Source organism: Eubacterium callanderi (assembly GCF_900142645.1).
GTDB classification, from domain to species: Bacteria; Bacillota; Clostridia; order Eubacteriales; family Eubacteriaceae; genus Eubacterium; species Eubacterium callanderi.
This window is the reverse complement of sequence record NZ_FRBP01000003.1, coordinates 269,706-290,344: the sequence shown is the minus strand read 5'-3', so window position 1 is coordinate 290,344 and position 20,639 is coordinate 269,706. Positions and strand designations below refer to the sequence as shown.

Genomic DNA, 20,639 nt, shown 5'->3' with positions numbered 1-20,639 from the left:
AAAATGGAAGATCAGGAAAAAAAGGATCAAATTTTCAGTTATGCGGTTGAGAATTTTAAAAACGGACTAAACTGTGCAGAGTGTGTTTATGACGCTCTGATCAGGGCAGGGGTGCTGGAGGTTCCGTCTGAAACGAGAGCGATGTGCACAGGTTTTGGCGGCGGTATCGGGCTCAGCGGTTATACCTGTGGAGCACTTTCCGGTGCGGTTATGGCAAACAGCGCCATATACGGCCGGCCAGACCCATGGGCAGTACCGGATGAGGAAAGGGGCCACGAAGTGGCGGCCAGGTATTACCGGCGTTACAACAAAATGGTGCACGATTTTGAGGCGGCCAACAGCGGGGTGCTCTGTCGGGAAATTTGTTCAAAATATGATGACTGGCACAGCAAAGACCGGAAAAAGGCATGTCTTAAGCTTATCGGCGCGGCGGCGGTGATGGCCTATGAATATTTACAGATGCCCCAGGAAGAAGCCTTTGAGTTGCCCTATGGCGAAAACATGGGAGAAATGAAGTAAAAAGTAACCGCTCCGTCTTAAATTCTTGAAGAAGTCTTGAAGAAATGGCGGGGCGGTTTTATTGTATAATAAATTTGATAAACTTATGATTAAGGGGAGCATTATGCATACATTAAAGAATGTCGCGCCGGTGATCTGGATCATTATCGCTGTCTTGGTTTTGTGCGCGGGCCTGATCCTGATTTTTAATACGACGCTGGCCTGGAGTATCATCGAATGGAGCGTCGCCGCCCTGATTCTGGCGGTTGGGTTGATTTACCTGTTTTCGGTTTTTATTAAAACAACGGAGCAGAAATTAAAGGCCCTTGGAATCGGAGCTCTCTGTGTTTTGGGCAGTGCCGCTCTCTTTGCCATGCCACGTTTAATCGGCGGCACCTTTGGTCTGGTGTCCGCGGTTCTGGCCATTATCATTGGCCTGCTGGTGCTGTTGAATGCCTTTAAGCTCCGCAGAGACGGGGCGGGTTGGACAGGCACACTGATTACAGCGGCCGCTTATCTTGCCATTGGCTTCGCCATGTTCTTCGCGGAATCAGGCGGGCGTTTGTTCAGCGTGCTGCTTGGCCTGTATTTTGTTGTTTTTTCTTTCAATATTTTTGGGGATGCGCTGGTTTCCTTAATGGGAAACAATACAGCAGCTCAAAAATACAAACGGAAGGTCCGCGTTCCGCTGCCGACTTTTATCGCAGCGTTTTTGCCGATGAAAATGCTGAGGACTGTCAATCATCTGGTGGAGGAGGATCCTGATGAGCTGCTGTTGGTTGAGCGGCCTGAGCAGCGTCATGAGCCGGATATGGAAATCTATATTCATACGAGAGAGGGTTTTATCCCAGGCATGGGACATGTGGACATCGCTGTCGGCGATCAGGTATACACCTATGGAAATTATGATGATGCCACATGGAAGCTGGGAGGCTTCTTTGCAGACGGCGTAATGGTTGAAATGGACCGCGAGACACACATACGCATGTCGCTGGAGGTTGAGAAAAAAGTCCTGATGGTCTATGGCCTTGCTCTGAAGCCTGAGCAAAAGAAAGCTATTTTAGAGCGTATCGCAGCATTAAAAGCGGATATGATTCCCTGGGAACCATTGGCACAGCAGGCAGAAAAGGGTGAAATCGAAGGAAATCCAGAGGATTATCAGGATGTTGCGAGCCAGACCTATCGCAATTCCAGAGGACGTTTTTATAAATTTAAAAAGGGGAATCCCTTTAAAACTTACTACGCGGTGGGTACAAACTGTGTAAAGCTCGCAGACAGCATTGTCGGGCAATCGGGGATAGATCTGCTGCGTGTAAACGGGATCATCACGCCCGGCACCTACCTCGATTATCTCGATAGCCTCTATGAACGTGGGGATTCCATAGTGGTAGCGCGAAAGCTCTATTATCCGGAAAACAGTGATGCCGGCAGAGAATAAAGAAAAACTCAAGGTTTCAGGCTGTTTCCGGGCTTTGGTTTTGATTTATTTTTCTTTATACGTTATAATAGCACTATTATAATGTTAAGTGGGGAATAAAAATGCAGTGGACTGAGAAGGATTATCGAAAGATGGACACTGCCATCAAAAAAGGATATGAGTTTTTTTCAGAGAGCCCTGAAAAATCCGTCAACTACTGGTGGCAGGTATGGACTAAAATCAACAATTATAACCAGAAAAACGGAAGCCGCAGCTTTTACACTGTGCTGGACGGCTGGTCCGGCTGGGATACGTCACCTGTTACGTGGATGACTGATTTTGAGGATGCCTTTGTCAATTACGGACGGCTGGATCAGCGGATCACCTACTGTGAGACTATGCTGAAGAATTATGACGATATCAGCAATGTCAGCCGACGGATTATCAATAATACCCTGGCCTCCGCCTATCTGGAAAAAGGCGATCTTAAAAAGGGCGATGCCTTTTACAGAGAGCTGATGAAAAATCCGGAAAGCGATTTGACGGTGTGGGTTAATTATGCCAGGACCTTTACGAACGGGGTAAGGCATGAGAACGATTTTGAAAAGGCCGCGGGTATTCTGGAGGAGGGCGAAAAACGCCTGAAAAACCACGAGGTCAGCCCCATTGGCAGCAATGACCTTTACAGCGCTCTGGCAGATACTTACGAGAAATTGGATATGCCCGACAAGGCAGATAACGCCCGGTCAAAAATCAAGGGCGATGCGGCTAAAAAAGAATCCTTTTTTACAAGGCTCTTTAAAAAGAAAAAATAGGAGAACTGAAATGACAGAAGAACGATTCAAAGAGATATTAGATGCCTTTTTAGGCGATCCTGATTTAATGGCAAGTGTAAATGTAGCGCCGACTTTTGAAGCCGGTTATGAGCTGGTTGCAGAAAAAATGCCGGGTTTAAGCCTGGAAGAGTTTACTGAAGCCATGAACATGCTCCGCCAGGTGATGCTGGCAAACGCAGGAAATACCAGCGTTCAATAATTTCCGGAAGATCAGGAGGCCTTCGCTTATAAACGGAGGCCTTTTTCATTAGAAAAAGACGAAAGAGAGGAGAAAAATTGTACGAAAAATTAATGGATTTTGTGCGGCAAAAGCCAGAGGTCTACGCGCCGGGAACTTCAAAGTTCTGGGATGATCCGCACATTTCCAAACAGATGCTTAAAGCCCATCTGGAGCCGGAGATCGATTCAGCCTCCAGAAAGCACAGCTTTATAAAAAAATCGGCCGCGTGGATCGCAGGGCTGAAAGCGCCGGAGGGGAGCCAGCTGCTGGACCTTGGCTGCGGGCCTGGCCTGTACACGGAGTTATTTGACGCAAGCGGCTTTACCGTTACAGGGATTGACCTTTCACAGCGCTCCATTGAATATGCGGGAGCTCAGGCGGCTTTAAAGCAGAGGCGCATTGAGTACCGATGCCAGAATTATCTGGAGATTGATTATCAGGAAGCTTTTGACATCATCACCTTGATCTACTGTGATTACGGTGTTTTGTGCCCTGCTGACCGGGGGCAGCTGCTAAAAAGAATAATAGGGGCACTGAAGCCCGGAGGGCTCTTTATCCTGGATGGCTTTACAGAAAAATTCTGGCAGGATGTCCCAGTAAAACAGGAGATTTCTTATGAGGAGAACGGATTCTGGTCTCCGGATGCCTATGTATGCCTGAACAGGAATGCGCATTACCCTGAAACTAAAAACACACTGGAGCAGAGCATTATCATTACAGCGGATGAGTGCCAGTGCTTTAATATCTGGAACCAGATTTTTACGAAAGCTTCGATGGAACAGGAATTAAGCAACGCAGGATTTAACACGGTCATGTTCTTTGATGATGTGTGCGGAGCACCTCTGTCAGAGAACAGTAAAACAATCTGTGCGGTAGCCCGGAAAGCACAGGCTTTTAAGCGATGAGACAAGTATCTTGTCTCTTTTTTATTACATGAAAATAGATATAAAGAAAACTTTAGGTTAATGGGGTTTCCGCGCCACAGCTAAAATGTTATAATCGAAGTCAGTGAGTTCAAAATAAAGGAGACAGTAGGATGAAGACAGAATTAAATAAAAAAATGCCCTTTGGGGGGTGCTCATTAAAGGATTTTGGCATGATCGCAGTCGGGTCATTTTTGTTATCCCTGGGCGTCAGCTGGTTTGCAGACCCGGCTGGCCTGGTCGTAGGGGGGATCAGTGGTCTCGCCATTGTTGTAAAGGCGGTAACGGAGAGCTGGTTTGGTTTTGCGGTACCCCTTGCAGTTACGAACCTTGTCCTCAATGTTCCCCTGTACATCATCAGCCTGAAGCAGAGAGGCTTTGGGTTTATACAAAAATCCATCTACGCGGTTTTATTGATGACGCTGTTTTTGTGGGTGGTTGAGTACATTCCCAATATTTTTGATTTTAAGGATGATTTATTGCTGGCGGCGCTGGCGTGCGGTGTATTATCTGGCGTCGGCATTGGTATGGTAATGCGCGTTAACGGAACTACCGGCGGGACAGAAATGCTGGCGGCCATCGTCAAATATATCCATCCCCATTTCCCCATTGCCAAGCTGATTTTTTTTATTGATGCGGCAATCATCGCCCTTGGCTTTTTCATTTTTGGGCCGGAGCGGACGGTTTACGCGGTCATCAGCGTTTATGTATGCTCAAAAATTATTGACAGCATGCTGGAGGGCGTCCATTTCGCCAAGGAGGCTTTGATTATCAGCGAAAAGAGCAAGGAAATATCGGAAGCGATTTTTGAGTATCTGGACCGCGGCAACACCGGTATCCCCATCAAAGGGATGTATACCGAGGAGCAAAAGGAAATGCTGATGGTGATTGTCTCTCAGAAGGAAGTCGTTCAGCTGCGCCAGATTGTGACAGCCATTGATCCCAGAGCATTTTTAATTATCGGTGATGTCCATGAGGTGCTGGGCGAAGGCTTTAATGAAGACTACGATGAGCTGAGCCTGAGCTAGGAGACGCTATGAAGAGGAAATACATTAAAGTGGCCGGCCTGCTGATGGCTTTGTGCGTGGTGGCTGTGAGCCTGGCAGGCTGTGGAAAGGAAAAGGTGGTAACCCGTACGGATTTTGCGCTGGATACAGTGATCACCATCGCAGCCTATGGACAGTCGGATGAAGGGATTCTAAAAGAACCTTTTAACCGGATCCGTGAGCTTGACAACAAGCTTAATGCTTTTTCAGAGGACAGTGAGATTTCTAAAATCAATGCCGCCGCCGGCCAGGAGCCTGTGGTGGTGTCGGAGGATACCTTTAATGCTGTAAAAGAAGGGCTTGAGTACAGCGAAAAGACAGGTGGCGCTTTTGACATCACCATTGGGCCGCTGGTGGATTTATGGAAAATTGAAGCGCCGGGAGAAGGTGTTGTGCCTGAGCAGCCCGCTATTGATGCGGCCAAAGCCTTTGTGGATTACCGAAAGGTGGTGCTGGATGAAGCCGCGCATTCAGTGTTTTTGGAAGAACCGGGAATGAAGATTAACCTTGGGGCCATTGCCAAAGGGTATATCGGCGATGCGGTAAAGGCGGTGCTGCAATCGGAGGGTGTAGAGCGGGCCATTATTAATCTTGGCGGTAACGTGGTACTGATCGGCGGCAAGTCAAACCGAGAGCCCTTTACAGTGAGTCTGGAGGACCCTGAAGACCCCTTGAGCAACGGCAGCATCAGTGATGCGTCGACCCTTGGTGTTTTAAGAGAGAGGGATAATTCCATTGTTACCTCAGGGGATTATGAGCGCTACTTTATCGGGCCGGACGGTAAAAGGTATCACCATATTCTGGACCCTAAAACAGGCTACCCTGCGGAGTCAGGCCTGCACCAGGTCACAGTGATAACAGATACATCGGCCGATGCCGATGCGCTGTCAACCGCTTTCTTTGTGATGGGGCTGGACCAGGCCATGACTTATATTCGTGAAACGGAGGGAATTGAGGCTGTTTTTGTGACAACGGACAACCGTATTGTAGCGACAAAAGGGATGGAGGATACTTTTGTCTTTGATGAGGGGAACCATGGTGGCCAGTACACACTGGAATTTACAGAACCTTGATTCAAAATACGCATTTATTAACAAAACCTTTATGAGCTTTTGAATATAATAAAAGCTGAAAAGAGAAGCCACAGGATGTGGTGGAAAAGAGGGTAAAAATGAATGCGGAATTTACTGAAAAAGCAATCACAAAACAGGTAAGTAAGTGGCAGGTAAGCTGTCAGGCTTTTGCCGGAACACAACTGGAAGAGCTGGCGGCTATGACAGCGCTATGCTATAAAGACGACAACAGCGATATGGGACAGGCAGTTTATAGACAAGTATGCCAGCATTACCCTAATGCGGATGCCATTTTTAAAAATACCGGCTGCAGGTGGGTTGGTTATAATGATAAAACAGGCCTGAGCGGTGTAAATATTGATGGAAATATTATAAGGAAGGGCAGCGCCGACGCTGTGCAGAATTATTTTCTGGCGCTTGGACACGCGTTTCCAGATGCCTGTATACTGGCAGAAAAAGCAGCCCGCACACTCGGCCATAAAACAGAGGTGATCTGCAAGAATGGCAGGGTTATTGGGATGGTCACGCTGGTGTTGGAGCAGGCTGTCCTTTCTAAAAATCAAAAAAATGAAAATGCTTTATCCGCCTGAAAAAGAGAGATGAAAAGAGTGCTTTTCATCTCTTTTTTATGTGGTGGGACAATCGTAACGAAACATTAATGGCAATATACACTTTCTTTACACTATCTTTATTTCGGCGCGGGTATAATGCTAACATCGAAAGGGGTGAAGAAGTGTTATGGAAATTATAACGATCATCACTGGTGTTCTCGGATTAGGATTAATGGGATATCTGTTTTATGTCTTATTCAGAGGTGAAAATTTATGAGCAGCGCGTTCATTCAGGATATCATCTTTCTCGTCGCTGTTATAGGGCTTGGGTTTCCTATAGGAAAACTGACCTATAAAATTATGGAAGGCGGAAAGATAAAATTTCTAGGTTTTTTAAGACCGGTGGAGCTTTGCGTATACAAAGCAATGGGTGTTGACGAGAACAGAGGAATGAGCGGCAGACAGTATGCTATTGCCACCCTCCTGTTCAGTCTCTTCGGTTTGCTCTTTTTAACCGCGTTGCTGATGTGCCAGGGCTTTCTTCCCTTTAACCCCGAAGGATTGCCGGGGTTGAGCTGGGATCTGGCATATAATACTGCGGCGAGCTTTGTAAGCAATACGAACTGGCAGGCCTACAGCGGTGAGACAACACTTTCCTATTTGTCACAGTTTCTTGGATTAACGGTTCAGAATTTTGTATCTGCGGCAACTGGGATTGCGGTTTTGTTTGCCTTGATCAGAGGATTCATCCTCAAAAAATCAAAAACGGTCGGGAATTTCTGGTGTGACCTGGTAAGGACAGTTCTGTATTTGCTACTGCCGCTATCCCTGATCGTTGCCATTATTCTGATGTCCCAGGGCGTTGTGCAGACACTGGCGCCATACGCTCAGGCAGCGTTTTTGCAGGGAGGCGGTTCTCAAATAGTTCCTCTGGGACCAGCAGCAAGTCAAATTGCCATTAAACAGCTGGGTACAAACGGCGGCGGCTTCTTTGGCGTTAACTCCGCCTTTCCGCTGGAAAACCCAACGGCGATTTCTAATTTTGTGGAATGCTGGGCGATCATTGTCATTCCGGCGGCTCTATGCTTTACTTTTGGAAAAGCCGTAAAGGACAGTAAGCAGGGGCGGAGTATTTTGATTGCCATGACGCTGGTATTTATTGTGGCTTTAACATTGACCACCATGAGCGAATACAATCTTGGCCCGCAGTTCAATAATGTAGAATCTTCTGCCAGCATTGAAGGGAAAGAGGTTCGGTTTGGAGCGGGCGGTTCAGCGCTCTGGGGGGTAACCACCACAGCAGCCTCCAATGGATCGGTGAACTCAATGCACGACAGCTTTACGCCGCTTGGCGGAATGTTTCTTATGTTTATGATGCAGCTGGGGGAAATTATCTTCGGCGGCGTTGGGTCAGGACTTTATGCAATGCTGGCCTTTGCGATCCTCGCGATTTTTATCGCGGGGCTGATGGTTGGGCGCACACCGGAATACCTTGGTAAAAAAATAGAGCCCTATGACATGAAAATGACTTGTGTTATCCTTCTGGTCCCGCCGCTGCTCATACTGGGGGGGACGGCCATTGCCACCATGATGCCTCAGGCATCTGACTGGCTGACGAACAGCGGAGCACATGGATTTTCGGAAATCCTTTATGCCTATACCTCCGGCGGGGCCAACAACGGGAGTGCCTTCGCGGGTTATGCGGCCAATAACGTGTTTAACAATGTAATGATCGGCTCAGAAATGCTGATCGTACGTTTTATTCCGATGGCAGCAGTTATTTGCCTTGGCGCAAATCTGGCGTCAAAGAAAGCAGTGCCCAAAAGCGATGGTACACTCAGTACCACAGGCCCCATGTTCGTGGGGCTGCTGATCGGTGTTTTCCTGATCCTCGGTGCGCTCAGCTTTTTGCCGGCACTGGCCCTCGGCCCAATTGCGGATTACTTTACCATGCTATGATGTGAAAAGGTGAGAAAATGAAGAAAAAAAGTATGTTTAACAAAGACATTATGAAGGACTCTCTTGTCCAGTCTTTAAAAAAATTAACACCGCGCGTGCAGATCAAAAACCCTGTCATGTTTGTTGTATACCTCGGAGCCATACTCACATCCGTTTTATTTATTCTGTCACTCTTTGGTATCAGTGATGCTCAGAGTGGCTATACGCTGGCCATAACTGTTGTTCTGTGGCTGACAGTCCTCTTTGCCAATTTTGCCGAAGCACTGGCGGAGGGCAGAGGTCGCGCTCAGGCAGAAAGCCTGAGGAGCAGCCGGAAAGATGTAATGGCGAGAAAACTGAAAACAGCGGATGCTAACGCTGATTATATAGAGGTCAGGGCCTCTGAACTAAAAAAAGACGACATTTTTCTGGTAAAAGCAGGAGAACAGATTCCAATGGATGGCGAGGTTATCATTGGCGCGGCGTCAGTTGACGAGAGTGCCATTACCGGAGAATCGGCTCCGGTAATCCGCGAATCGGGCGGAGACAGGAGCGCTGTGACAGGCGGCACCTCGTTGGCGTCGGACTGGCTGGTGGTTCGTGTAACAGCCGAAGCAGGTGAAACTTTTCTGGACAAAATGATCGCCATGGTAGAAGGTGCTTCCAGAAAGAAAACGCCCAATGAGGTTGCTCTTCAGATTTTGCTGGTAACCTTGACCATTATATTTTTGGCCATTACGATTACGCTGTTTCCATTTTCAGGATTTGCCGCGGCGCAGAGCGGACAGGGCGAAGCGGTTTCAATCACTAACCTTGTCGCCTTACTGGTCTGCCTGGCGCCAACCACCATCGGCGCGCTGCTTTCCTGTATTGGGATTGCGGGTATGAGCCGTTTGAACCAGGCTAACGTGCTGGCAATGAGCGGCCGCGCCATTGAAGCAGCAGGCGATGTGGATGTTTTACTTTTAGACAAAACGGGTACCATCACCCTCGGAAACCGCCAGGCCAGTGAATTTTTACCAGTAAAAGGCGTGAGTGAAGAAGAATTGGCCGATGCGGCACAGCTGGCTTCTCTGGCAGATGAAACGCCAGAAGGCCGCAGTATTGTGATTTTGGCCAAGGAGAAATTCAATATCCGGGGTCGGGATATGGAAAAGCTGAACGCGGATTTTGTGGGGTTTACAGCCAAAACCCGCATGAGCGGGATCAATTATAATAATAATGTTATCCGGAAAGGCGCGGCAGACGCCATAAAAGAGTATGTGATGGTAAAGGGCTATCCGTATCCGGATGAATGTGAAAAGATTGTTGAAAATGTTGCAAACCAGGGCGGTACGCCCTTGGTAGTGGCTAAAAACGGACAGGTGCTGGGCGTTGTCCACCTGAAGGATATTATAAAAAACGGCGTTAAGGAACGGTTTGATGATTTGAGAAAAATGGGTATTAAAACCATTATGATCACCGGTGATAATCCCATGACGGCCGCGGCCATTGCGGCTGAAGCGGGCGTAGATGATTTTCTGGCTGAGGCCACACCGGAAACCAAGCTTGATTTAATCAAGGATTACCAGTCCAGGGGCTATCTGGTTGCCATGACCGGTGACGGCACCAACGACGCCCCGGCACTTGCCCAGGCGGATGTAGCTGTTGCCATGAATACTGGCACACAGGCTGCCAAGGAGGCTGGGAATATGGTGGACCTGGATTCCAGCCCCACCAAGCTGATAGAAGTCGTGCAGATCGGAAAACAGCTGCTGATGACCCGGGGGTCATTGACGACCTTCAGCATTGCCAACGATGTGGCCAAGTACTTTGCCATTATTCCGGTTCTGTTTTTTGCCATTTATCCTCAGCTCTCGGCCTTGAATTTTATGGGGCTGACCAGCGGTACCAGCGCCATGCTCTCGGCCATCATTTATAACGCGCTGATCATTGTCGCATTGATCCCGCTGGCTTTAAGAGGGGTTAAATATCAGGAGCAGCCTGCCGGAAAGCTGCTGCGGCGCAATATGCTGGTCTATGGGCTGGGAGGGCTTATCGCGCCCTTTATAGCCATCAAGCTGATTGATATGCTTCTGACCATTTGCGGTTTAGTGTGAGGTGAGTAAAATGACTGAAAATAAATCGGTAGTGAGGCCAGCTGTTGTCGGATTTTTGATACTGACGCTTATTACAGGGGTTATTTATACCTTCGTGTGTACAGGTATCGGACAGCTTTTGTTTAACCATAAAGCAAATGGAAGTATGATTACTGGAACGAGCAATGGGCAGGAGGTACAATACGGTTCTGAGTTTTTGGCCCAGCCTTTTACAGACCCCAAATATTTGATTGGCAGACCCTGGAATGACGGAACACCCACAAACCTAAACCCGGTTGGCGATGAGCAGGAAGCGCTGGTTCAAGAAAGAATCGACTGGTGGCATGGGCTGGACCCAGAGAATAGCGCAGACATTCCAATGGAGCTTGTCACCGTGGGCGGCAGCGGCTATGATCCGGAAATCACCCCGGCAGGGGCGGAGTACCAGGTGGCACGCATCGCGAGAGAACGGGGCATCAGTGAGGAAAAGGTGAGAGAAATCATTACTGCCAACACGAAAGACCGTGCTTTTGGCGTGCTGGGTGAGCCGACAGTCAATGTGTTAAAAGTAAATTTAGCACTTGATGGTATTGAAACAGAATAATCGTCTATGATAGTATTTAGGGATAGAGGAAGCTCTATCCTTTGAGACGTTGGAGGATATATTGAGAGATAAAAGAGAGACAATGTCATAGTGGAGGTAAAATATGGATTTTCAGGATGAACGTCCAAATCCGGAACGTTTACTAAAAGAAATAAATGAGGAAGAACGGCGCAGCCGAGAAGATGAAGAGGGTATTGGACATCTGAAAATCTTTTTTGGCTATTGCGCGGGTGTGGGTAAAACCTATGCGATGCTGGAGGAGGCCCAGCAGCTTTATAAGAAGGGTGTGGACGTACTGGTAGGCTATGTGGAGCCACATACCCGGCCAGAAACCATGGCGATGCTTGAGGGCCTGCCAGCAATTCCGCCTCAGGTAGTGGATTACAAGGGTATTACCCTCAGAGATTTCGATCTGGATAAGGCGCTGGAAAAAAAACCAAAAGTCATTATCGTTGATGAGTTTGCCCATACCAATCCTGAGGGCTTCCGCAATAAAAAGCGCTATCAGGATATTGAGGAGCTGCTGAATGCGGGAATTGACGTATATACCACAGTCAATGTCCAGCATATTGAAAGCCTGAACGATGTGGTCGGAAGTATTACCGGGATCATCGTACATGAACGCGTGCCGGATTATGTTTTTGACAAAGCAGATAAAATCAAGCTGGTGGACATTGATCCCGAGGAGCTTCTGAAGCGTTTTGAGGAGGGCAAGGTCTACGCGCCGGAAAAGGCCGATCTGGCGAAAAGGCGGTTTTTTACCGTTGAGAATCTGAACGCCCTGCGTGAAATCGCTATGCGTAAGGCAGCGGACCGCATTGTCAGCGGCGCTGGGAATAAAAAGAAAAAGGTGCCGTTTTCCAAGATGCTGGTATGCGTAGGGCCGTCGCCGTCCTCAGCGCATTGTATACGGACCACAGCCCGAATAGCCGACGCTTTCCATATTCCGTGGGTAGCGCTGTATGTCAAAACCTCAGACCGGACCTATGCGGATATCAGCGAGCGCAAGAACCTGCAGGATAATATGAACCTGGCCGAGCAGTTGGGGGCAGAGATTGTCACCATGCAGGGCGATGATATGGCCATGGTTATATCAGAGTATATCAAGCAGTCCGGAATCACCAATGTTGTGATCGGCAAGGGAAGAAACAAGCCCAATCCCTTTAAAGAGGATCTGGAAGATCAGCTTTTAAGCATGAATCCTGGCATCGAGATACACATTGTGCCGGACAGCCAGGCCGAGAAAACCAGTGGCGGTATCCCCAAAAAGCGGCTTAGCTGGCTGAGTAAGCGAATTTTGAGCCTGCACTTTTCATTGAAGGATTTTGGAAAAACGGTTTTGACGCTGGTACTGGCAACCGCGATCTCATTTGGACTCAGGGAGCTTAATCTGGGTGATCAGAATATTATCATGGTTTATCTTCTCTCGATTTTGGTGATTTCCAGGTTAACCGTTGGATATTTATATGGCATATGTGCGTCAGTTTTTGGTGTACTGCTTTTTAATTTTTTCTTTACAGAGCCCTACTTTACCTTTAACGCCACCAATCCCACCTACCCGGTGACTTTTATTGTCATGCTTCTGGTAGCGTTGATGACCAGTGCGTTAACCAATGGGATTAAGGTTCAGGCCAAAATGGCAGTGATGAATGAAAGGCGTACTGAGATTCTCTATGAGCTGAGCAAAAAGCTGCTGATTACCCGCGGGCTGGAGAATATTGTGACGCTCACCAACGAATCCCTGACCTCTATTTTTGAGCGGTCCGTTATTTTCTATACGCAGAATCCAGATGAAAAGAACCGCGGAACCTTTATGCAGGGACCAGAGGAGACAAGCGGCGCTTTCATGCAGTCCAAGGAGGAAGAGGCAGTGGCGCACTGGGTTTTCCAAAATAAAAAGGCCGCCGGAAATGGGACAGATACGCTGGTAGGCGCAAAGGGCTTTTATATGCCGGTTGTTTCGCAGGGCAGGGTTTTAGGCGTCATTGGCATTTCCTGTGTCGAGGAAATGCTTCCGCCAAAACGGCGGGCGTTTTTAAAAATGATCGTATCACAGGTTGCCATGGCCCTTGAGCGGCAGCGGCTTTCTGATGAACAGGGAAAAGCCCGGCTGGAAACAGAAAAGGAAAAGATGCGGAGCAATTTTCTCAGAGCCATCTCCCATGATCTGCGGACACCGCTGACCGGCATTTTAGGCTCCAGCTCAGCGCTGCTTGAAAATATCGGAGAATTGGATATCTCTACACAGAAAAAGCTGTTGCGGGATATCAAGGACGATTCTGAGTGGATTATCCGTATGGTTGAGAACCTGCTCTCGGTGACGCGAATCGGCGAGGGAAAGGTTGATTTGAAGAAGCATCCCGAGGCGGTGGAGGAGATTGTCGGCGAGGCCGTCGCCATTATCCGCAAGCGGTTTGACCATACGGATATTAAGGTTGAGGTGCCTGATACGCTTCTGATGGTATCGATGGACGGCACATTGATTGAGCAGGTCATGATTAACCTGATGGAAAATGCCATAAAATACGCAGGCTCTCATCCTGTTTTGGATGTAAAGGTGCAGAATTTAGGAAAAAAAGCCCGTTTTATCGTGGGTGATAATGGAGAGGGAATATCCGAAACCATGCTGCCACACATTTTTGAGGGCTACATGGGCGATGAAGAAAAAAGCAGTGATTCGCGCCGTGGCATGGGGATTGGTCTGACCATATGCAAATCCATTGTTGACGCCCACGGCGGAACATTAAAAGCTAGAAATAAACAGGAAGGCGGGGCGGAATTCAGTTTTGAACTGCCCGTGGAGGAGGATGACAATAATGAGTCATAAAGCACTAGTACTTTTGGTTGAGGATGAAAAGGGAATAAGGAATTTTATATCCACTGTTCTCGATGTTAATAATTACCGTGTTGTGGAGGCCAGAGACGGGAAGGAAGCCCTTGAGCTTTTTACCTCTCGGTGCCCAGATTTAATCCTGCTGGATCTTGGTCTCCCAGATATGGACGGCATAGAGGTTTTAAAAACGATCCGGGGATGGTCGGGCATACCGATTATTGTCGTTTCAGCAAGGGGCCATGAGCGTGAAAAGGTTGAGGCGCTTGATCTGGGAGCAGATGACTACATCACCAAACCCTTTGGGACTTCGGAGCTGCTGGCCCGTATCCGTACAGCTATGCGCCATCAGCAGGTAACGGTGGATGTACCGGAGCGCACAATTTTTTCTGTAGGAGACCTGACCATTGACTTTGATAAAAGACTGGTCACCCTGAATAATAATCCAGTCCATTTTACCCCTATCGAGTATAAAATATTGGAGATTTTGACCCAGTATCCCGGAAAGGTGGTTACCTATGACCAGATTATTAAAGATATATGGGGACCTTATACCAACGAAAACCAGACACTTCGGGTAAACATGGCAAACATCCGCCGGAAAATTGAAAAAAACCCCGCAGAGCCAAAGTATATTTTGACTGAGGTGGGCGTGGGCTACCGATTTGTAGATGAAATTTGAGTTTAAAAAAAGATTAAAAAGCTTCAGTGTGCTCCAGAGTGCGTTGAAGCTTTTTATTTTAAAAGGAAGGCGGCAGGTTTCCTTGCGCCGTTTTATAAAAATAGGTATAATATTACATTATTAAAGACAGGTGAATGATCATGGAAAAATATATGAACGACCTCATTATTATCGGCGGCGGGGCGGCCGGCCTGGCGGCGGCGGTCGCAGCCAAACGCTCAGCCCCGTCTATGCAGGTCACAGTGCTTGAAAAAAAAGATAAACCAGGCAAGAAGCTCAGAGCCACAGGAAACGGCCGTTGTAATATCACCAATACCGCGCTTGCGACAGCGCCGTCCACCATTGCTTTTTTTGAGTCACTGGGAATTCCTGCGCGGGAGGACAGCGAAGGAAGAGTCTACCCCTTTTCAGAAAGCGCGCCGGGTGTGGCAGAGATTTTCACAGACCAGCTGAAGGTCCTCGGCGTGAAGCTCCAGACCAACGCTCCAGTCAGAGCGATTTCGGTTGAGAAAGGATGTTTTGCCGTAGAAACAGAGAAAAAACTGTTTTTGGGAAAAACAGTGATTTTGGCGACTGGGGGAAAGGCGGGGCCTGCCTATGGCTGTAGTGGCGACGGGTATACATTGGCAAAGGCTTTGGGGCATCATGTGACAAAAACACTGCCGGTTTTGACGGGGATCTGCTGTGAGGACCTGCCCGAAGCCTTAAAAGGCATCCGGGTAAAGGGAAAGCTGAGCCTGATCTGCCGTGATAAGGTGGTCTTTTCAGAGCATGGCGAGGTGCAGTTTACGGATTATGGCATTTCAGGGATCTGTGTTTTTAATCTGAGCCGCTATTTAAAATATCTGGGTGAGGAAAAGCTTGAACCTTATACAATCGTTCTTGACCTTGCACCGGAAAGAAGCTTTGCCGCAATGCTTTCTTCATGGCGCCGGGACACGGTGCTTGGGGAGAAAGCCTGTGTAGACGCTGTATCAGGAATTATCAAGCCGCCGTTGGCAGACCTGCTGCTTAAGCAGGCGAACATAAAGGAAAAAAGAAAGCTGTCAGAGCTTTCAGTGTCCGAGATATCTGCCCTTGATGGGCACTTGCATCGTCTGCGTTTTAAGCCGGTTTCCACAATGGGCTTTAAGATGGCCCAGTGCACAGCGGGTGGTATCGCAGCCGCTGAGGTGGATGGAAAGACACTGGCGTCAAAAATAGTGCCGGGTCTTTATTTTGCCGGAGAAATTTTGGATTACGACGGCCCCTGCGGCGGTTATAATCTGGATCATGCTTTTAATACGGGGCGCTGTGCCGCTGAGGCAGCAGTAGCTGCTATCCTGCAAGGAGATCATCATGTATAATTATCGAATCACCAATATCCGTCTGGAACTGGATCAGGACTGGAGTGTATTGCCTGAAAAGGTGGAAAAAGCCTGCGGCCTTCGTCATGGAACACTGGCTGAATCGGACATTGCTGTCCGCAAGGAATCCTTGGACGCCCGGAAGAAAAAAGATATTCACCGTGTGATCACCCTTGATTTTAAATATGCTGGAAAGCTCCCTGCGCGTGGGAAAAAAAGAGTATCACCGGCGCCGGATTTAAGGCCAAAAGCCATTATATCGGGAGAAAAAAAGCTGATGGGACGGCCTTTGGTGGTTGGTTTTGGTCCATGTGGTATTTTTGCCGCACTCTCGTTGGCTGAAGCAGGCTATGCACCCATTGTTGTGGAGCGGGGCTGCCCCATGGAACAGCGTGTGGCCGATGTGGATGCTTTCTGGAAAGAAGGAAGGCTTGATCCTGAATCCAACGTGCTGTTTGGAGAGGGCGGAGCCGGAACCTTCTCCGATGGCAAGCTGACCACTGGAATCAAAGACCCTCATATCCATCAGGTGCTCACTTCCTTTGTGGCAGCCGGTGCGCCGGAAGACATCGCCTATTCTCAAAAGCCGCATATCGGGACAGATATTCTACGTAAGGTGGTAGTGGCATTGAGAAAACGCATTGAGGCCGCAGGCGGAGAAATTCATTTTAACACGCAAATGACAGGCCTTGAAGAAAATGAGAATGGCGAGTTGATGTCCGTTGCGCTGAAGACAGGAGAAAAGAAATGGCAGCACCGCACAAATGCTGTTGTGCTGGCTTTAGGACATTCTGCGAGGGATACGTTCCGCACTTTAAAGGATATGGGGATTCCGATGGCGCAGAAGCCGCTGTCTATTGGGGTACGGCTGGAGCACCCCCAGCGTATCATTGATCAGGCCCAGTACGGTGATCAAGCCGGTCTGCCTCCGGCAAGCTATAAGCTTTCCTGCCGCGCGCAGAATGGCCGGGGGGTTTACTCTTTCTGTATGTGTCCTGGCGGTGAGGTGGTGACCGCCTCCACACAGCCGGGTATGGTCTGTGTCAATGGCATGAGTAACCGAAAGCGTGACAGCGGCATTGCCAATGCCGGGATTCTGGTAGACGTCCGGACAGAGGATTTTCCGTCAGAGGATGTCTTGGCAGGCGTTGAGTTTCAGGAGTATTGGGAGCGGCGTGCCTTTGAATATGGAGGCGGCCGGTTTGCGCCGCCGAGGTGCAGCTTTGGAGAGTTTCGCGATAATACTGGAAGGGGGCCGGAGGTGGCAGCATGCCTGCCGGATTTCGCCGTGGAAGCTCTGAGAGAAGCCATACCCGTATTTGGAAAACGGATAAAGGGGTTTGACTCAGACAGCGCGTGCGTTACAGCCGTGGAGACCCGAAGCTCATCACCGGTGCGTGTTCTCAGAAACGAGGATTACGAGAGTGCGCTTAGAGGGCTCTATCCTGCCGGAGAAGGGGCAGGATACGCCGGTGGAATCACCAGTGCCGCCTGTGACGGACTGCGGGTGGCCGAAGCCATCATCAAAAGATTCGCGGTGCGTAAGGAAGAATAATATCAGGCACCTTGGTAAAAAAAACACATAACACGCTTACATTTTATCTTTAATGACTATGGGGTTTATGCTACACTTAGCTTATAAATTTGTTTAGTGAGGAGATGCTTAATATGTTAGGAAAGAAGCCGATTTTGAAATTTGTCAAGGTACAGGGTGAGGACGCGCCAACTGAATTTCTGGAAATGGAGCTTACGGAATTCACCTGGCCAAAAGGCGGTGTCGGCATTTGTCCGGTATGTGGCGCTAAAGTAAATGGCAATGGGAAAGACTGGATCTGTGAAAACGAAGAATGTGGTCTGCATTTAAACGGTCCAATTTTTTAGCGGGTAAAAGAATGCCTCTCGGGGCATTTTTTTAATGCCCGATAAAGTAAAAACCCCTGGTATAATACCAGAGGCCTTTGGGAAATGTGTGAAAATGAGAATTATATTGTATAATATAGCACGTTTTACGAAAAATGTAAAGAGCTCTTGGATAAAAAATAACATATTTTTTATTAAGTATAACATTAATATAATAAGGTTTGTTCTATATAGGCAATGGTTTTTGAATGTTAACTTTATTTTGAAGCTTAAACAAAAGATAAATTATCAATCTGTCCGAACTGTTAATTTACAAAAGGGATCAAATAGATTATAATGTTACAAGATACAATGAATGAGGTGTGACATGGGAATAGAAGACTATAATATATCAGAAGAAAATATGCCAGTGCATATTGCCATTATTATGGATGGCAATGGCCGTTGGGCAAAGCAGCGCAGAAAACCAAGGCTGTTTGGCCATAATGCCGGGATGAAGGCATTACACAACACGGTACACCTGGCCTCTGATATGGGAATTAAGATACTGACAGTATACGCTTTTTCTACAGAAAACTGGAAGCGCAGTCAGGAAGAGGTCGACGGATTAATGCGGATCGCTGTCGAATATTTTATGAAGGAAATCGCAGAGTTGCACCGCAACCATGTACAGGTTCGGATCATCGGTGAAAAAAGCCGTCTGCCAAAGGATGTCCAGAAATCAGCGGATAACGCGGAGTCTCTGACAAAGGACAATGACGGTTTGATTTTAAACGTCGCATTAAATTATGGCGGACGGGATGAAATTGTGCATGCAGTCAGGGAAATCATGGAAGAAGGGACAGCGCCGGGGGATGTGACTGAGGAGATGATCTCAGCCCATCTGTATACAAGAGATCTGCCGGATCCGGATATTATGATCCGGACAGGTGGTGAAAGCCGGCTCAGCAATTTTTTGCTTTGGCAGAACGCTTACACGGAGTTTTTCTTTGATGATATCTGGTGGCCTGATTTTGACGACGATGCCTTTTATAAGCTGATAGAGGCTTATCAGCAGAGAAACAGACGCTTCGGCACGGCTTAGGCAGGAGGTTGAGATGCAAAAGAGAGTATTGACGGCGGTTGTTGGATTGCCGGTTCTTTTCGGTTTGCTCTATCTGGGTGGTTACTTTCTCTTTGTGGCCTGTCTCGTGCTTTCTGGAGTTGCTTTGATTGAATTCTCAAACGCCTTTAACCGGCAGCTTGAGAACAAAATCAGCCTGCCCTTTGTTGAGATTTTGAGTGTGATCATTCTGGTATCGATGAAGCTGGATTATTATTCGCTGATGCCAACTCTGATGGTCGTTCTGATCATTGTATTCTGTTTTGAAATATTAAATGGAAAAACAGATATTTACCGCGGGATTATAACATTTTTTGGATTGATTTACATTCCAGTGCTGTTTGGTTATCTGATGATGTTTGAAAACATTAAACTGGGCATCTACTATATGTGGATGGTTTTTGTCATTGCGTTTTCAACCGATACGGCGGCCTATTTTGTCGGGCGCGCCATCGGTAAAACCAAGCTGGCGCCAGAGATAAGCCCTAAAAAGACCATCGCCGGAGCAGTTGGCGGTTTAATCGCCTCGGCTGTGTTTATGGTGCTTTACGGCATCATTATGAAATTTGGTTTTCAGATGGATCTGCCGGTTTATTTATACGCGGCAGTCGGCTTTGTAGGGTCTATTGCGGGCCAGTGCGGCGATTTGACAGCCTCCATGATTAAACGTAAGATGGGAATTAAGGATTTTGGAAAGATACTGCCTGGACATGGCGGCATTTTAGACCGCTTTGACAGCATTCTTTTTATCATTCCCCTTGTTTATATTTTCGCGACCTACACCGCTGGACTTGCGTGAGGTATTAAAAGATGAGTATATTAACAAATGTATTGATGGTTCTCTTGACACTGCTTATTTTATCGGTTCTGGTAGTTGTTCATGAATGGGGCCATTTTATTGCAGCCAGAAAAACTGGCGTCTTCGTTGAGGAGTTTTCCATTGGGATGGGGCCTCTGATTTACGCTAAACAGGGTAAAGAAACCCAGTTCTCGATTCGCGCGCTGCCCCTGGGCGGCTTTTGCAAAATGCGCGGAGAAGGAGACACCGGCGAAGAGGATGAAGAGACGGCCGCCGAGGAAGCGGCAGTGCGTGAGCCGGTGGACCCGGATGATCCGAGAAGCTTTTCCAATAAAACAAAGGGACAGCGCTTTATCATTCTGGTGGCCGGGGCGGCAATGAACATTGTGTTCGCCTTTGTGCTGCTGGTATTGATCTACCTGTTTAAAGGAGCCAACATTCTGCAGGCGCTGGGCCTTGGCCTTACGACAACCGGAAAGTTTGGGATTACCATTTACCAGAGCCTTTACATGCTGGTGACCGGGCAGGTAGGAATGAATGATGTGGCTGGCCCAATCGGCATGGTCAGCATGGTTCACGATTTTTTCCAGTATGGAATCATTGCGCTGATGTCCTTTACGGCCTTAATTTCAGTCAATTTAGGGGTGATCAATTTACTGCCGCTTCCGGCGCTTGATGGTGGACAGATCATGATCATCATTATTGAAAAGCTGGTTGGACGGGACCTTGATCCTAAAAAGGCCAACATGATCAATTACATCGGCTTTATGGCCCTGATGCTTTTGGCGGTGGTCATAGCGGTAAATGATGTGATGCGGATAATGGGTTGAGCAAGA

20 protein-coding genes are annotated in these 20,639 nt (G+C 47.9%); all 20 read left to right on the top strand.

Features of this window, described 5'->3' with window-relative positions; translation table 11 throughout:
• Positions 1-3: 3 nt before the first annotated feature.
• Complete coding sequence (locus tag BUC22_RS05270; protein ID WP_013379858.1) at positions 4-519, top strand: C-GCAxxG-C-C family protein; 516 nt, start codon at positions 4-6, stop codon at positions 517-519.
• A gap of 103 nt (positions 520-622) precedes the next feature.
• Positions 623-1,936 (top strand): HdeD family acid-resistance protein, encoded by a 1,314-nt coding sequence (locus BUC22_RS05265; RefSeq protein ID WP_123876043.1) that lies wholly within the window; start codon positions 623-625, stop codon positions 1,934-1,936.
• A 101-nt stretch (positions 1,937-2,037) separates the two neighbouring features.
• On the top strand, positions 2,038-2,730 hold the full coding sequence (locus tag BUC22_RS05260) for a tetratricopeptide repeat protein (protein ID WP_013379860.1): 693 nt from the start codon (positions 2,038-2,040) through the stop codon (positions 2,728-2,730).
• Positions 2,731-2,740: 10 nt separating this feature from the next.
• Complete coding sequence (locus tag BUC22_RS05255) at positions 2,741-2,950, top strand: hypothetical protein (RefSeq protein ID WP_013379861.1); 210 nt, start codon at positions 2,741-2,743, stop codon at positions 2,948-2,950.
• Between the two features lie 77 nt (positions 2,951-3,027).
• Positions 3,028-3,876 carry a class I SAM-dependent methyltransferase gene (locus BUC22_RS05250; RefSeq protein ID WP_013379862.1) on the top strand — a complete coding sequence of 283 codons (849 nt, stop codon included), beginning with the start codon at positions 3,028-3,030 and terminating at the stop codon, positions 3,874-3,876.
• A 131-nt stretch (positions 3,877-4,007) separates the two neighbouring features.
• Positions 4,008-4,922 (top strand): YitT family protein, encoded by a 915-nt coding sequence (locus BUC22_RS05245; RefSeq protein WP_013379863.1) that lies wholly within the window; start codon positions 4,008-4,010, stop codon positions 4,920-4,922.
• An 8-nt stretch (positions 4,923-4,930) separates the two neighbouring features.
• Positions 4,931-6,013 carry an FAD:protein FMN transferase gene (locus tag BUC22_RS05240; protein WP_013379864.1) on the top strand — a complete coding sequence of 361 codons (1,083 nt, stop codon included), beginning with the start codon at positions 4,931-4,933 and terminating at the stop codon, positions 6,011-6,013.
• Between the two features lie 98 nt (positions 6,014-6,111).
• The gene (locus BUC22_RS05235; RefSeq protein WP_013379865.1) at positions 6,112-6,603 is read left to right on the top strand and encodes a hypothetical protein; all 492 of its coding nucleotides are present in this window, start codon (positions 6,112-6,114) and stop codon (positions 6,601-6,603) included.
• A gap of 148 nt (positions 6,604-6,751) precedes the next feature.
• Complete coding sequence (kdpF, locus tag BUC22_RS22590; protein WP_073382438.1) at positions 6,752-6,841, top strand: K(+)-transporting ATPase subunit F; 90 nt, start codon at positions 6,752-6,754, stop codon at positions 6,839-6,841.
• Entirely contained in the window at positions 6,838-8,523 is a 1,686-nt protein-coding gene (kdpA, locus tag BUC22_RS05225; protein WP_013379866.1) for a potassium-transporting ATPase subunit KdpA, read from the top strand. The genes kdpF and kdpA overlap by 4 nt, the downstream gene beginning before the upstream one ends.
• A 17-nt stretch (positions 8,524-8,540) precedes the next feature.
• Entirely contained in the window at positions 8,541-10,601 is a 2,061-nt protein-coding gene (gene kdpB, locus BUC22_RS05220; RefSeq protein ID WP_073382434.1) for a potassium-transporting ATPase subunit KdpB, read from the top strand.
• 10 nt (positions 10,602-10,611) lie between these two features.
• A complete protein-coding gene (locus BUC22_RS05215; protein WP_073382432.1) occupies positions 10,612-11,184 on the top strand; it encodes a potassium-transporting ATPase subunit C in 573 nt (190 codons plus the stop codon).
• Positions 11,185-11,287: 103 nt separating this feature from the next.
• On the top strand, positions 11,288-14,011 hold the full coding sequence (locus BUC22_RS05210; protein ID WP_013379869.1) for a sensor histidine kinase: 2,724 nt from the start codon (positions 11,288-11,290) through the stop codon (positions 14,009-14,011).
• A complete protein-coding gene (locus tag BUC22_RS05205) occupies positions 14,001-14,696 on the top strand; it encodes a response regulator (RefSeq protein WP_013379870.1) in 696 nt (231 codons plus the stop codon). The genes BUC22_RS05210 and BUC22_RS05205 overlap by 11 nt, the downstream gene beginning before the upstream one ends.
• 140 nt (positions 14,697-14,836) lie before the next feature.
• Positions 14,837-16,042, top strand: coding sequence for a BaiN/RdsA family NAD(P)/FAD-dependent oxidoreductase (locus BUC22_RS05200; RefSeq protein ID WP_013379872.1), 1,206 nt, complete (start codon positions 14,837-14,839; stop codon positions 16,040-16,042).
• Complete coding sequence (locus BUC22_RS05195) at positions 16,035-17,597, top strand: NAD(P)/FAD-dependent oxidoreductase (RefSeq protein ID WP_013379873.1); 1,563 nt, start codon at positions 16,035-16,037, stop codon at positions 17,595-17,597. Before BUC22_RS05200 ends, BUC22_RS05195 begins: the two co-directional genes overlap by 8 nt.
• 113 nt (positions 17,598-17,710) lie before the next feature.
• Positions 17,711-17,923: a hypothetical protein gene (locus BUC22_RS05190; protein WP_013379874.1), complete on the top strand. Its 213-nt coding sequence runs from the start codon at positions 17,711-17,713 to the stop codon at positions 17,921-17,923.
• A gap of 346 nt (positions 17,924-18,269) precedes the next feature.
• The gene (locus BUC22_RS05180) at positions 18,270-18,986 is read left to right on the top strand and encodes an isoprenyl transferase (protein ID WP_013379876.1); all 717 of its coding nucleotides are present in this window, start codon (positions 18,270-18,272) and stop codon (positions 18,984-18,986) included.
• Between the two features lie 13 nt (positions 18,987-18,999).
• A complete protein-coding gene (locus BUC22_RS05175) occupies positions 19,000-19,803 on the top strand; it encodes a phosphatidate cytidylyltransferase (RefSeq protein WP_013379877.1) in 804 nt (267 codons plus the stop codon).
• Positions 19,804-19,814: 11 nt separating this feature from the next.
• Positions 19,815-20,633: a M50 family metallopeptidase gene (locus BUC22_RS05170; protein WP_013379878.1), complete on the top strand. Its 819-nt coding sequence runs from the start codon at positions 19,815-19,817 to the stop codon at positions 20,631-20,633.
• Positions 20,634-20,639 lie beyond the last annotated feature (6 nt).

Bases quoted from the DNA above. Each gene is read 5' to 3' on its own strand.
- kdpF (WP_073382438.1), top strand. From the start codon at position 6,752: ATGGAAATTATAACGATCATCACTGGTGTTCTCGGATTAGGATTAATG.
- BUC22_RS05260 (WP_013379860.1), top strand. From the start codon at position 2,038: ATGCAGTGGACTGAGAAGGATTATCGAAAGATGGACACTGCCATCAAA.
- BUC22_RS05190 (WP_013379874.1), top strand. From the start codon at position 17,711: ATGTTAGGAAAGAAGCCGATTTTGAAATTTGTCAAGGTACAGGGTGAG.
- BUC22_RS05265 (WP_123876043.1), top strand. From the start codon at position 623: ATGCATACATTAAAGAATGTCGCGCCGGTGATCTGGATCATTATCGCT.
- BUC22_RS05270 (WP_013379858.1), top strand. From the start codon at position 4: ATGGAAGATCAGGAAAAAAAGGATCAAATTTTCAGTTATGCGGTTGAG.
- BUC22_RS05170 (WP_013379878.1), top strand. From the start codon at position 19,815: ATGAGTATATTAACAAATGTATTGATGGTTCTCTTGACACTGCTTATT.
- BUC22_RS05255 (WP_013379861.1), top strand. From the start codon at position 2,741: ATGACAGAAGAACGATTCAAAGAGATATTAGATGCCTTTTTAGGCGAT.
- BUC22_RS05210 (WP_013379869.1), top strand. From the start codon at position 11,288: ATGGATTTTCAGGATGAACGTCCAAATCCGGAACGTTTACTAAAAGAA.
- BUC22_RS05245 (WP_013379863.1), top strand. From the start codon at position 4,008: ATGAAGACAGAATTAAATAAAAAAATGCCCTTTGGGGGGTGCTCATTA.
- kdpB (WP_073382434.1), top strand. From the start codon at position 8,541: ATGAAGAAAAAAAGTATGTTTAACAAAGACATTATGAAGGACTCTCTT.
- BUC22_RS05235 (WP_013379865.1), top strand. From the start codon at position 6,112: ATGAATGCGGAATTTACTGAAAAAGCAATCACAAAACAGGTAAGTAAG.
- BUC22_RS05200 (WP_013379872.1), top strand. From the start codon at position 14,837: ATGGAAAAATATATGAACGACCTCATTATTATCGGCGGCGGGGCGGCC.
- BUC22_RS05175 (WP_013379877.1), top strand. From the start codon at position 19,000: ATGCAAAAGAGAGTATTGACGGCGGTTGTTGGATTGCCGGTTCTTTTC.
- BUC22_RS05215 (WP_073382432.1), top strand. From the start codon at position 10,612: ATGACTGAAAATAAATCGGTAGTGAGGCCAGCTGTTGTCGGATTTTTG.
- BUC22_RS05240 (WP_013379864.1), top strand. From the start codon at position 4,931: ATGAAGAGGAAATACATTAAAGTGGCCGGCCTGCTGATGGCTTTGTGC.
- BUC22_RS05195 (WP_013379873.1), top strand. From the start codon at position 16,035: ATGTATAATTATCGAATCACCAATATCCGTCTGGAACTGGATCAGGAC.
- BUC22_RS05205 (WP_013379870.1), top strand. From the start codon at position 14,001: ATGAGTCATAAAGCACTAGTACTTTTGGTTGAGGATGAAAAGGGAATA.
- BUC22_RS05180 (WP_013379876.1), top strand. From the start codon at position 18,270: ATGGGAATAGAAGACTATAATATATCAGAAGAAAATATGCCAGTGCAT.
- kdpA (WP_013379866.1), top strand. From the start codon at position 6,838: ATGAGCAGCGCGTTCATTCAGGATATCATCTTTCTCGTCGCTGTTATA.